The organism is Nocardia coubleae NBRC 108252 (genome assembly GCF_001612805.1).
GTDB lineage: Bacteria > Actinomycetota > Actinomycetes > Mycobacteriales > Mycobacteriaceae > Nocardia > Nocardia coubleae.
Genome location: NZ_BDBD01000026.1, coordinates 145,807 through 158,131, shown reverse-complemented (window position 1 = coordinate 158,131; position 12,325 = coordinate 145,807). Strand labels below are relative to the sequence as shown.

General features: G+C 69.4%; 9 protein-coding genes. 5 read left to right on the top strand and 4 right to left on the bottom strand.

Going from position 1 to position 12,325, the window contains the following annotated elements; genetic code table 11:
* Nucleotides 1–3: 3 nt before the first annotated feature.
* From NCO8_RS27010 to NCO8_RS27000, 3 genes are all read right to left on the bottom strand, one after another.
* Nucleotides 4–1,152 carry a DUF5685 family protein gene (locus NCO8_RS27010; protein WP_067643574.1) on the bottom strand — a complete coding sequence of 383 codons (1,149 nt, stop codon included), beginning with the start codon at nucleotides 1,150–1,152 and terminating at the stop codon, nucleotides 4–6.
* Between the two features lie 65 nt (nucleotides 1,153–1,217).
* Nucleotides 1,218–1,814 (bottom strand): TetR/AcrR family transcriptional regulator, encoded by a 597-nt coding sequence (locus NCO8_RS27005; RefSeq protein WP_067497168.1) that lies wholly within the window; start codon nucleotides 1,812–1,814, stop codon nucleotides 1,218–1,220.
* An 85-nt stretch (nucleotides 1,815–1,899) separates the two neighbouring features.
* Nucleotides 1,900–3,069, bottom strand: a complete 1,170-nt coding sequence (locus tag NCO8_RS27000) for a glycoside hydrolase family 3 N-terminal domain-containing protein (protein ID WP_084457508.1) — start codon at nucleotides 3,067–3,069, stop codon at nucleotides 1,900–1,902.
* Between the two features lie 105 nt (nucleotides 3,070–3,174).
* Here NCO8_RS27000 and NCO8_RS26995 point away from each other — a divergent pair, with 105 nt between their 5' ends.
* From NCO8_RS26995 to NCO8_RS26985, 4 genes are all read left to right on the top strand, one after another.
* Nucleotides 3,175–3,642, top strand: a complete 468-nt coding sequence (locus NCO8_RS26995; protein ID WP_067497170.1) for a universal stress protein — start codon at nucleotides 3,175–3,177, stop codon at nucleotides 3,640–3,642.
* 57 nt (nucleotides 3,643–3,699) lie between these two features.
* Nucleotides 3,700–4,911 (top strand): isochorismate synthase, encoded by a 1,212-nt coding sequence (locus NCO8_RS26990; RefSeq protein ID WP_067643569.1) that lies wholly within the window; start codon nucleotides 3,700–3,702, stop codon nucleotides 4,909–4,911.
* Between the two features lie 67 nt (nucleotides 4,912–4,978).
* Complete coding sequence (locus NCO8_RS30910) at nucleotides 4,979–5,149, top strand: DUF2613 domain-containing protein (protein ID WP_022566695.1); 171 nt, start codon at nucleotides 4,979–4,981, stop codon at nucleotides 5,147–5,149.
* 34 nt (nucleotides 5,150–5,183) lie between these two features.
* Nucleotides 5,184–9,782: an alpha-(1->3)-arabinofuranosyltransferase gene (locus tag NCO8_RS26985; RefSeq protein WP_245655529.1), complete on the top strand. Its 4,599-nt coding sequence runs from the start codon at nucleotides 5,184–5,186 to the stop codon at nucleotides 9,780–9,782.
* Nucleotides 9,783–9,849: 67 nt separating this feature from the next.
* Here the strand turns inward: NCO8_RS26985 and NCO8_RS26980 are convergent, their stop codons facing one another.
* On the bottom strand, nucleotides 9,850–11,013 hold the full coding sequence (locus NCO8_RS26980) for an acyltransferase family protein (protein ID WP_067643567.1): 1,164 nt from the start codon (nucleotides 11,011–11,013) through the stop codon (nucleotides 9,850–9,852).
* Between the two features lie 109 nt (nucleotides 11,014–11,122).
* Between NCO8_RS26980 and pgfA the strand changes: the two genes are divergently transcribed.
* Complete coding sequence (gene pgfA, locus NCO8_RS26975) at nucleotides 11,123–12,313, top strand: cell envelope lipid trafficking protein PgfA (protein WP_067497175.1); 1,191 nt, start codon at nucleotides 11,123–11,125, stop codon at nucleotides 12,311–12,313.
* Nucleotides 12,314–12,325: the final 12 nt, after the last annotated feature.

The following is a 12,325-nucleotide window of genomic DNA, read 5'->3' as shown; positions in this document are numbered from 1 at the left end:
TTCCTAGCAGTTGCAGTCGCAGCAGCAACCGTCGCCGCAGCATTTGCCGCACTCGCCGCAGTTGCCGCAGCACTCGCACGCGTCGCAGCAGTCCTTGCACTTCTTGCGCCAGGCCTTCTTTCGCCTGCCGTCGCAAGGACTGTTGTGGTCGACGCAGCACGCCGCACCGGTGCAGTAGACGCCGCAGATCTGGCCGATCGCCTTCAGCGGGCCGGGTCCGGACGATTTCTGCTCCGGTGCGGAAGGGAACTGGTAGGGCTCGTGGTTCGCCGAGGCGCGACAGGTGTGCCCGGTGATGAGCCCGAGTCCGCGGCCGAGGTTGCGCAGGAGCGCCGCCAGCGGGTCGAGCAGCGCCCAGCGCACCGTCGGCACCTGGTCGAGTTCGGCCTCGGCTGCCGCCCGGCGGATACTCGCCTCGCTCTCGCGGACCAGTTCGTAAGCGCGCGGCATGTCGGTGCCGGTGGCGTCGAGGGGATTGAAGCGGCCGCGGGCGCGGTCGCGTTCGAGGTCTTCGATCGCGTCCGCGAGGTGGGCGATGCGGCCGACGTGGCGGCCGATTTCCTCCAGGGCGGCAACGTTTTCCGGGCGGCCAGCCAGGGTGGCGGTGTGGCCGAACAGGGTGGCCGCGCACAGCTGGGTGGGGCCGGTGAGGTCTTCGAGGCACCCTTCCGCCGCACGCGCTTCGAGTCCCGGTTGTGCGGCGATCGCGGTCAGCAGCGGGGCTACGTCGAGGCCGATGGCGTCGGCCTGGCGTCGCGCGCGGGTCGCCCACGAATCGGAGATCTTGCGCATCGGGCGGCGCGCGAACGCTCCCGCATCACCGTCGTCGACGTGATCGCGAATCTTGGCGGCGCCCAACAGAAGTGATGCCGTGGCGGCCAGCTGCACACCCGGTGCGTCGGCCGCGACCACCGACGCCCGGCGCATGCCGCGCAACGGGCAGGGCGCGGCGTTCGTCCGGGAACTCGCGCCTGCCTGCGCCTCGGTGAGGACGCTGAGCACGATCGCGTCGGTATTGGTCGCCGCGCGGGCCAGCTGGCCGTGACCGTCGCGCAGGCCGAGACACAGCCCGCACATGTGCGCCTGCCATCGGTCCGGATCGATGCCGTACTTCGCCGCACCGTGCGCACACGGCTTCAACACTCCGAACACTGCCACCCCGTCGGTCTGAACTACCAGACAAGCACGATCGCAGGTCGCGGCGGCCGGGGCAACCGCTACTCGGGTTTGCGACCCGCCAGACCGCGCCAGGCCAGATCGTCGAGCAGGTCGACCGCCTCGGCCACCTCGATGCGGCCACCGGCGACGCGGTCGGCGATGGCCTCCCCCGCCCCGATCACGGCGGCGGCGACGACCTCGAAATTGGTGCCGGGCTCGGCGTGTCTGGCGCTGGATTCCAGCAGCTTGGCGGTGAGTTCGATGACCCGCTCGCGGGCGTTCTCGATCTCGGCGGCGAATGCTTGCTGACCGATTGCCTGCCGGTAGAGAACCTGCCAGGACTGCCGGTTGCGGTCGACGAAATCGAGGAAGCCCTCGAGTGCCGTTCGCACCTGCTCGTGCGGCTTGAGTTTGGGGTTGCCCGCGGGCGCGACGGCCTCGATCAGGCGAAGCCCCTCGCGCTGGATGCATGCGCGGAAAAGCTCGTCCTTGGAGCCGTAATACAGGTAGAGCATGGGTTTGGAGATCTTCGCCTCGGCGGCGATCGCATCCATCGATGTGTCGTGGAAGCCTTTGCGCGCGAATACCTCGACGGCGGCATCGAGCATCTGCTGCTCGCGAACCGCCCGGGGAAGCCGCTTCGTCCCGCCTGCCATCCACTCTCCTACCGCAGGGTGAGACCCCATCTTACTGCAAGGTAAGTTCCACCCGTGCCCATTTGCCGCTCAGTCGCCACGCCGCTCAGCAGCCCAGTGCGACACCCTTGTAGCGGGCCATCCGCAGCACCGACGCATCGACTCGATCAGCGGGCAGTTTGCCACTCGACACCGACAGCTCCAAGCGGTCGAGTACCTGCGGCACCGCATCGGTGGTGATCCAGAGCGCGTTGTCGGCCCCGGCGACGAGCGCGGCCTCGACGGCTTCGGCGATCGTCATGCGGTCGGTGATGGCGGCCATGCCACCCAGATCGTCGGTGAAGATCGGGCCGTTGAACGGCGCGGCGCCGTAGCCGGTGCCCTGGCGCAGCAGCGACATCACGGCCGGGCTGATGCTGGCCGGGGTGTCGGGTTCGGTGAGGCCGGGCACGTCGAGGTGGCCGACCATCACGGCGGCGCCGGAGTTCACCAGATCGCGGAACGGGACCAGGTCCTTGGTCTTCAGCTCGTCGAACGGGGGCGTGCGCACCGCGCCCGTGTGCGAATCACCGGAACCGGAGCCGTGACCGGGGAAATGCTTGATGACCGAACCGAGGCCGACCTCGTTGGAGGCGCGGATGTAGGCGTCGGCGTATTCGGTGACCACCTGCGGGTCGTCGCTGTAGGAGCGGTCGCCGATGACGCTGTTGTCGGGCTGGGCGCTCACATCGGTGTCGGGTGCGAAATCGACCGTGATGCCGAGGTCCTTCAACGCCTTCGACCGGGTGAGAGTGTTCTGGTAGTGCTGTTCGGGCGTCTGGGTCTGGGCGACCACCCGGGCCGAGGGCGCCTCACCGATCACGGCCGACGCGCGCGAGACACGCCCGCCTTCCTCGTCGATCGTCACCATCAACGGCGCCTTCGCGAGAGCCTTCACCGCGTCGAGCTGAGCGCGATCGAGCAGTCCCGGATCGGTCCAGCTACCGACGAAGATGCCGCCGACCTGCTCGGTGGTCACCACATTCGTGGCGTCGTCGGCGCCGGTGATGCCGACGGTGAGCAGCTGGGCGAGCTTCTCGCGCTGCGAGAAGGTGCCGAGATAATCGGCGCCGCAAGGTTTTTGGGCTCCGGTGGTGGCGGCAGGCGCGCCGCTCTCCGACGACGGCGCCGTTCCGCTGCTGCTCGCGGCGGTGGTCGTCTCGGTCGACGACCCTCCCGAACACGCGGTGGCGACGGCGGCGACAACTGCGAACACGACCACAGGCGATTTCCGCATGCACTCCACGGTAGACCCGGACCGGAACCGGTGCCGTCGTCAGGTTGGGTTCAAGCGGCAAATGGCCGGGTAACCTGGGGGAAAGACCCTGCGCAGGAGGTCGTCATGCCGTGCGATCGGATGCTCATCGCCTACGACGGTTCCGAACATGCCAAGCGCGCCGTGCAGTACGCGGGCCGGTTCCTCTCCGCCGAACGCGCCATTCTGCTCACCGCCTGGGAACCGATGGTCCGCCAGGCCGCCCGCATCTCCGGGCTCGCCGGGGTGATGCAACCGGAATGGGTGCCCGACGAGGAGATCGAGGACATCGCCTACACCGATGCCCGCAAGATCAATGCCGAAGGTGTGCAGCTGGCCAAGCAGGCCGGTATCGATGCCGAGGCCCGAACCGTCGAGTGCACGACAACCATCTGGAACGCCATCGTGGACTGTGCCGACGAGCTCGATGTGGACATCATCGTCGCTGGTACACGGGGTAATACCGGGTTGCGTGCGCTGTTGCACAGCAGTGTGGCCGAGGCGGTGCTCAAGCACGGGCACCGACCGGTGTTCCTGGTGCCGCCCGAGCACTGAGAGTTGCGTCGCTCTCGCGGTTCGGCGGTGGGTACGCAGCGTTATGGTCGAACCACTATGAGCGGATTTCTGTTGGCCCGACCCGACTCGGTGTTGCGCGCCGACGGGGTGCGCACGAACTTCGCGGACCCCACGGCGGCGGTCGCGGCGCTGCGCGCGTGGCGCGCGGGTGTGGGTGCGGGTGAACGATCCGAGTCGGTGGTCGGCTTGCCCGCACAGCCCGGTACGGGCGAAGAACTCAGTACGGGCGACGAGCTCGACCCGAGCGGACAGCCCGACGAGGCGCCCGAGTTGGTGGTCGGTGCATTGCCGTTCGATCCCCGCGAACCCGCCGCGCTCTGGCGGCCCGAGAAGGCTGTGCACACGGCCGGAGCGTGGCGTCCGGCTGCGCTGCCACCGTTGCCGCAGATGCGCGTTGTGGCCGAATCACCCAGTGCGGCAGAACATGTGATACGGGTCCAGAAGCTGGTCGAACGGCTCGCCGATCCGGCCGACGAGTTGCGCAAGGTGGTCGCCGCGCGCAGCGTCGTCGTCGAAGCCGCCGATCAGCTCGATCCCGAGGCGCTCGCGGGGTATCTGCTGACCAGGCATCCCACCGCCAACGTGTACGCGGTCGACCTGTCGGCGGCGGGCCGAGCGGGGCAGACACTGCTCGGCGCCACGCCCGAGGTACTGGTGACGCGCCACGGCGATCGCGTGAGTCTGCATCCACTCGCGGGCACGTTGCCGCGACTGCCCGACGCGGAGGCCGATGCGGCGCAGGCCCGTAAATTGTTGTCCAGCAGTAAGAACAACGACGAACACGGATTCGTCATCGAGTGGATCCGGCAGCAGCTCGGGCCCGTGTGCGCGGAACTGCACATCCCCGAGCGGCCCGAACTGCTGAGCACCGAACAGGTCTGGCACCTCGCCACCCCCATCAGCGGGGTGTTGCGTGACCCGTCGACTACCGCGCTCGACCTGGCGCTGCTGCTGCATCCGACGCCCGCTGTGAACGGCACCCCCTTCGCCGCGGCGCTCGACGCCGTCACCGCCGACGAACGGCGCGGTTTCTACGGCGGGGCGGTGGGCTGGTGCGACAGCAACGGCGACGGTGAATGGGTGGTCGCCATCCGGGGCGGGGAACTGTCGGCCGACCGGCGCGTCCTGCGGGCGAGCGCGGGCGGCGGAATCGTCGCCGACTCCGATCCGGCCGAGGAACTGGCCGAGACCACCGCCAAATTCCGCACTCTGCTCGCCGCCCTGCGTTGCGAACTGCCCGAACGCTGACCTACCGGCGCACACCTGCTAGGTTGGCCACCAGACAGGCCCCGACGTCGACGTATTGGAGTGCGCGATGAAGTTTGCTGTTCCGGCTGTTGCCAGCGCGGTCGGCGGCGCCCTGCTGAGCGCGATCGCCGTCTTCGCCATCACGGCAGCGGTGCAGCAGAACACGGCTCCCTCGATCGACCGCAGCGGTGACAAGGACTCCTCGCTGCTCAACGCTCCTGAATACGGCAGCCGCTGACGCGCAGGCCCGTGCGTCGCGCCCCTCGGGGCACCTGAACAAGGCGCCACTGGGCTGGCGCTGGTTCGTCGGCTCGGTCGTAGCCGCCTTCGTCCTGACCTTCGCGCAGGCGCCCGGCCTCACCGTCGCCGACACCAAATACGACCTCGCCCAGAACCCCCTCGGCTTCCTCGCGCGCGCCGCGCACCTGTGGAGCAGCCAGGCGCCCATGGGTCAGGTGCAGAACCAGGCCTACGGCTACTTCTTCCCGCACGGCGCGTTCTTCTCCGCGGGTCACCTCCTGCATGTGCCCGCCTGGGTTACCCAGCGCGTGTGGTGGGCGCTGCTGCTGCTTGCCGGGTTCTGGGGCATCGTCAAGCTGTGCGAAACCCTCGGTATCGGGGCGCGTGGGTCGCGGGTGATCGCGGGTATCGCGTTCGCATTGTCGCCACGGGTGCTCACCACGCTCGGGTCGATCTCCTCGGAGACGCTGCCGATGATGCTGGCGCCGTGGGTGCTGCTCGCGCCGGCCGCGCTCGGCGTCGCACTGCGCGGTAAGTCCACGGGGGTCGACACGGCGCCGGAAAGTCCGCGGCCCGACAGTCCAGGCGACAACGCGCCGGACGACAGTGTGGTCAATCCTGTCACCACCGGCACTGCGGGGAGCGCGGTCGGGAACGCCGAGTCCGGCGAAGTCGGCCGCCTGCGTGGCCGAGTAGTGCGGGCCGGTCGCGGCTCGAGTGCCGGCGAGTCGGTTGCGCCTGGACCCACGCGCGGCGGAATCCTCTCGCCCGCTGGTAGTGCGCTCGCGCTCGCTTTGATGGGGTCGGTGAATGCAGTCGCGACAGTGGCCGCGTTCCTGCCCGCCGCGCTGTGGTGGGCCTCCTACCGACCGAACCGGCGGTGGTGGCGGTTCACGCGGGCGTGGATCCCGTTGCTCGTGCTCGCCACGTTCTGGTGGGTGGTGCCGCTGCTGCTGCTCGGGAAGGTGAGTCCGCCGTTCCTCGACTACATCGAGTCGTCGGGCGTGACCACGCAGTGGGCGGCACTGAGTGAGGTGTTGCGCGGTACCGACAGTTGGACGCCGTTCGTGTCGCCCGAGCGGATCGCGGGGGCCGTGCTGGTGACCCAGCCCGCCGCGGTGCTCGCCACCGGGCTGCTCGCGGCGGCGGGCATGGCGGGGCTCGCGCGGTCGTCGATGCCGTATCGCGGGCGGTTCGTGCTGATCCTGTGTGTGGGGTTGGCGGGGATCTGCGCCGGGTATGTCGGCACGCTCGGCGGGCCGTTCGCGGAATCGGTGCGGATCTTCCTCGACTCCGGTGGTGCGCCGCTGCGCAATGTGCACAAGCTGGAGCCGCTGATCCGGTTGCCGCTGGTGGTCGGGCTCGCGCACCTGCTCGGCCGGGTGCCACTGCCCGCGTCGGTGCCGATGCCGGTGTGGCGCAATGCCTTCGCCCATCCGGAACGCGATCGTGTCGTGGCCGTGGCGGCCCTGGTTCTCGCCGCGCTCACCCTCGCGACCTCGCTGGCGTGGACCGGTCGACTCGCCCCGCGCGGCGCCTACGACCGGGTGCCTGCCTACTGGACCGACACCGCGCGATGGCTCGCCGACAATGCCGCCGACACTCGCGCGTTGGTCGTCCCCGGGGCGCCCTTCGGCAGCCAGATCTGGGGACTCACCCGCGACGAACCACTGCAGGCGGTGGCGAGTACCCCATGGGCCGTGCGCGATTCGGTGCCGCTGAATCCGCCGGGCACCATCCGCGCCATGGACTCGGTGCAGCGGCTCATCGCCGACGGACGACCGTCGACCGGACTGGCCACCACCCTGGCGAACCAAGGCATCGGAATCGTGGTGCTGCGCAACGACCTCGACCCGGAGACCTCCCGCTCCACCCGGCCGATGCTGGCGCACCAGGCCATCGAGGGCTCACCGGGGCTCACCAAGGTCGCCGAATTCGGCACGCCCATCGGACCGCGCGCCGACGACGCGGGCCTGGTCGTCGACAACGACCTGCTGCCGTCGTACCCGGCCATCGAGATCTACCGGGTGGACCACGCGACGCCTGGCACGCCGACGCAGGTGCGCAGCGGCACCGGCGCCCCCGACTCGGTCCCCGGCGCCTACACGGTGGGGCTCGACTCGGTGCCCGTCGTGCGCGGCGGACCCGAGGTGCTCGAGCGTGTTCGTCGTGACGGAGCAAGCGGCCCAGTGCTTCTCGAAGCCGACGCCGCACGCGCCGGACTCCCGACCGAACCGGTGCTGCTGACCGACACACCGATGGACCGGGAATCAGATTTCGGGCGGGTGGACAACCACAACTCCGCCGTCCGCGCTCCGGACGACGCCCGCCGAACCCACAACCTCGTCCCCGACTATCCCGTCGACGGCACCGAACTCGTCCGAGCCCAGTGGTCCGGTGCGAAGGTGACCACCTCCAGTTCGGCGGCCGACGCCACCCAGATCGGCGGCGCGGCACCCGGCAGTTCCACCGCCGCCGCCGTGGACGGCGATCCGAGCACCGCATGGATCAGCAACGGCGCGGAATCCGCACTCGGCCAGTGGCTCCGGCTGGATCTGGACAAGCCGATCACCAGCGGTTCGCTGCAGTTCACCACGACCGCGGCCGCGCTCGGCGATCCGGTGAAGTGGGTGGAGGTGCGCACGTCGCGCGGAACGGTGTCGGCCCGGATCACCGAACCCGGTGCGCCGGTCACCGTCGCCCTGCCCGCGGGCCGCACCGAGTGGGTGATGATCACCGCCGCGCGCACCGAAACCGGCACCCGTGGTGGGCAATTCGGGATCAGCGAACTCACCCTCGACGACTATTCGGTACGGGAGGCGCCGGTACGCGTCGATATCCGGCATCGAGTCGTGCTCCCCGATGCTCCGGCGGGCACCACGGTGACCGGCTGGGACCTCGGGCAGGAATTCCCTGGTCGCACAGCGTGTTTCGACGGGCCGTTGCGGGTGCACTGCAGCAAGGGACTCGGTCTGCCCGCCGAGGAACCCGGCGTCTTCGGGCGGACGCTTTCGGTGCCCGAACCGATGCGGGTGAGCACCGACCTGACCGTGCGCACCCGCCCCGGACCGGCGCTCGAAGCGCTGCTCACCGACCCGGCCAGACCGATCGCGCGCGGCAAGGCCGATGTCGCCGACCTGCGCGGCGCCGCCTTCGCCGCCACCGACGGCGACCCCCGAACCACCTGGACCGCCCCGGAAGCCACCGTCCGTGGGCTCGCGGGTGCTAAACCAACACTGGTGCTGGAACTTCCGGAACCCGCGCTGGTGACCGGGCTCGACATCACCACGGCGCTCGGCGGTCTGCCCGCCACCGCCACCTCCGTGGTGGTGAACCTCGGCAACGGTCCGCAGATGCGCGAACTGCCCGAACGCGAACACGGCGAACCCGCACGAATCTCGCTGCACCCCACCGTTACCGATCGGGTCGAGGTGAGCATTCAGCAGTGGAACGAGGTGCTCGACCGCACCGCACTCGGCTTCGTCCTCACCCAGCCGGCCGGGCTCGCCGAAGTGGAAGTACTCGGCCCCGACTACCCCGCCCACGCCCCCGGCGACCGACTCGTGACCATCGGCTGCGAGGCCGGGCCGGTGATCGCCATCGGCGGGCGCGCAGTACACACGACCGTCACCGCGACCGCCGACGAACTCCGATCGGGTGCACCGGTTTCCGCACGCCCCTGCGAATTGGACGCGGCCGATATCGAATTGCTGCCCGGCAAGCCCGACCTCACCGTCGTGCCGACGGAACTGTTCACGGTCGACCGGATTCGGCTGCCCCGCACCGATCTCGCAACCGCCCCGATCCTTGGCGGGACAAGCGATTCTTCCGAATCGAGCGCTGGCGGCGAGAACAGCAGTGGGGGCGATCCCGCCGGCCCGGCCGAAGAGAACAGCACTGCCGGCGGGCCCAGCGAGCCAATCGACGAGAACAGTGCGGCTGACGCGCCCGCGAGCCCGACCGACGTCGACAGCTCAACCAGCGAATCAGGCGCTCGGAGTTCAGCCCCCGCCCGCGATGCGACCCACGAAGGCCCCTCTGCGCCGGCAGCCGATTCGACGAAGGCACGATTGCTGGTACTGCCGTTGAGCACCAACGTCGGCTGGGAAGCACACACCTCCGACGGGCAGCTGTTGAAGCCCGTCGTGGTCGACGGTTGGCAGCAGGCTTGGCTCGTTCCGGCGGGGGCGAGCGGGGAGATCACCGTATCGTTCCCGGACGACCGGTGGTACCGGCTGGCGATCTTCGGTGGTCTACTGCTGCTGATTCCGCTTGTGCTGCTTGCCATTCCGCGTCGGCGACCGGTCCCCGACGTCGGCCCGGCACCGACCACATGGGGTACCCGCCCACTCGCCGCGCTCGGGCTCACCGGTGCGGTGGCGGTGGTCTCCGGTCCGTTCGGTGTGGTGTGCACCGTTGTCGCGGTGGCGTGCAGTCACTTCCGGCCCGCTGTGACGAGTCGGGTACTGCCCTGGGTCGCCGGTGTCGGGACGTTGGTCTCGGTGGCGGCGTTGTCGACCGGCACATGGCGGTCGGGCACCACCTATATGGGTGGCTCGATCTGGGCGCAGGCACCCGCGGTCATCGCTGTTGTCGCGGTGGGAGTCGCCGCACTTCCACGCCGGCGCTGACCTGTGGCCGGGCGGCGCCATCGGGCCGGACGGACGGGATGTCGCCCGACAATGCCGCCTCACCGGCTCAGACGCGGGCGGTTTCTTTCACAGCCCTCCGCTTGTCCCAGCGCCGGGCCAGCCGACGCGCGGGTTCCTCGATCAGCGCGTAGCTCGCGGCGGCCAGCGGCAAGGTCAGCGCGGTGGTGAGCACGAGGACGTACAGGAAGCTGCCGCTGAACGGCAACAGGCTGAACACCGGGAACACCATGGACAGCACCACCAGGTGCCACAGGAACACCCCGTAGGACCACCGGCCGAGCACCGCCGCCGTGCGCGATTCCAGCCAGCGATGCGGTGGCGCGTCGGCCGGGCGCAGCACCAGCGGTGCCAGCAGGCCGAAGCCGATGATCGCCCCGAGCAGCATTTTCACCGCGTACTGCCACGGCTCGGCACGTTCCAGACCGGCCGGCCCGCCGAACTCCGTCGCCGAGATCAGAAACGCGACCAGCGCGAAGCCCCACATCAGCGGCTGATTCGCCAGCAGCTTCGGCCAGCGCGCATCGGTGCGCAGGCGGTAGATCAGTTCGGCGAGCAGCATGCCCGCCGCGAACCACGGGATGTAGGCGGGCAGCCAGTTGTCGGCGTGGATGGCGTCGGGTGTCGGCACCGGCCACAGGTTCCACGTGAGGCTCACCGCGGCCAGCACGCACAGCACGGGCACCCGCCACCGCGCCGACGGACCACGCAGCCGGACGAACGCCAACGCCAACACCGGAAGCACCAGGTAGAAGGCCACCTCCACCGACAGGCTCCACATCTGGGTGAGGCCGTCGGTGAGTGTCAAGGGGACGAACACCTGCAGCAGGAACAGATTCGACACCCACACCCGCAGGTTCGCCGTCTGTGCGGCGCCGGGCAGCAACACGAGCACGAACACCACGACGGCCCAATAGGCGGGCATGATCCTGGCGAAACGGTGCAGCAGGTACCGCCCCGTCGACGGCGCCGCACCCACCCCGTGCGCGGCCGCCGCGTGCGGCCGCCACAGCAGGAAACCCGACAGCGCGAAGAACACCGCGACCGCCATGTCGAAGCGTTCCAGAATCGGCCCGAGCACCGGTGTTCCGGATGCCGCGGTCTGGAAGGCGACGTGGGTGACGAGCACGCCGAGCGCCGCCATCCCACGCATTCCTTCCAGGGCGGGGATGAAGGTGCGCGGCGGCGGAACGGGGGCGTGCGGGCTCGTCATCGGGGTCCAGTCTGCCGTGTCGGCGATTTAGCGGGCACAGCGCCGCCTTCCGTCGTCATGGGCTGTTAGTGTCGGCTCAATCCGTGTTCGAACGACGAGGAGAGTTTGCATGGCACTGAGTGCCGGTACCAGAAGGACGGTCGCCTGCGTGCTCGTGGGTCTGGGCGCGGCATTGCTTGTTGCCGCGCTCATGATCCCCACCTACACCGTGAGCAAGGTGGCCAAGACTCCGCTCGACCTCGAGATCACCACCATCGCGGAGAACCAGCCTGGTGAGGACAGTCTCGTCCTCGACTCCAAGTCGCTGACCTCCGGTGACGGTCCGGCCGTTGTCAACAAGAACGTGCCGCTGATCTCGCAACGTTTCGTCACCGTCGAGGAGCCCTCCGACGCCGACAAGATGACGCTGCAGGCGGGTCAGACGCTGCGCCGCACCGATGTGCAGGGTGACACGGGCCTGCTCACCGCGGCCATCGACCGCGTCACCATCTCGCGCACCACCGGCATGCCGGTCGACGAGGAGCCCAACGGCTCCATCGCGGTCACCGTCAACAAGGACGGCAGCGTGATGGAACCGGTGCAGCACACCGGCATCGGCTACCGCTTCCCGATCGGCACCGAGAAGAAGACGTACCCGTACTTCGACATCAACGTGCGCAAGTCCTTCGACGCCAACTTCATCGAAGAGACCGAGATCAACAGCACCAAGGTGTACCGGTTCCAGATGATCGCGCCCGTCACCAGCACCTGGGACGTGGTGCAGTCGCCGACCAACCGGCTCACCCTGCCCGCCGCCAAGTGGGGCGTCACCGACGTGCCGGCCGACGCGCCGGTCACCATGACCCGCTACTACACCAACGTGCGTGACCTGTGGGTCGAGCCGCAGACCGGCACGGTCGTCAAGGGTGGCGAATCGATCCACCTGTTCTACGCGCGCACGGCCGACAAGCCCGAGGTGACCGCGCTCAAGTCGCACATCGTCTTCGACGAGTCGACCGTGGAGTCGCAGCTGGCCATCGCCAAGGAGAACACCGACAAGCTGTCGCTGTTCGGCCGCATCGTGCCGATCGTGCTCGGCATCCTCGGCGTGATCGCGCTGCTGGCCGGCCTGTTCCTCGGTCTGCGCGGCGGTAGCGCCCCGGCCCACGCCTCGCCGCGTGGCACCCGGCCCACGCCCGCACCGACCGCCGCCGACACCGGCGCCACCCGCTGGGACGGCGACGAAGCGCCGACCACCCAGTTCCCGCGCGGTGACTACGATTCGCCGACCGAACAGATCGACACGAACAAACGCCCCTGAGGCAAGCGGTTC

What these genes read in the sequence shown, in the direction of transcription:
- NCO8_RS27005 (WP_067497168.1), bottom strand. Translation starts at nt 1,814, where the DNA reads ATGGCAGGCGGGACGAAGCGGCTTCCCCGGGCGGTTCGCGAGCAGCAG.
- NCO8_RS27000 (WP_084457508.1), bottom strand. Translation starts at nt 3,069, where the DNA reads ATGCGGAAATCGCCTGTGGTCGTGTTCGCAGTTGTCGCCGCCGTCGCC.
- NCO8_RS26995 (WP_067497170.1), top strand. Translation starts at nt 3,175, where the DNA reads ATGCCGTGCGATCGGATGCTCATCGCCTACGACGGTTCCGAACATGCC.
- NCO8_RS26990 (WP_067643569.1), top strand. Translation starts at nt 3,700, where the DNA reads ATGAGCGGATTTCTGTTGGCCCGACCCGACTCGGTGTTGCGCGCCGAC.
- NCO8_RS30910 (WP_022566695.1), top strand. Translation starts at nt 4,979, where the DNA reads ATGAAGTTTGCTGTTCCGGCTGTTGCCAGCGCGGTCGGCGGCGCCCTG.
- NCO8_RS26980 (WP_067643567.1), bottom strand. Translation starts at nt 11,013, where the DNA reads ATGACGAGCCCGCACGCCCCCGTTCCGCCGCCGCGCACCTTCATCCCC.
- pgfA (WP_067497175.1), top strand. Translation starts at nt 11,123, where the DNA reads ATGGCACTGAGTGCCGGTACCAGAAGGACGGTCGCCTGCGTGCTCGTG.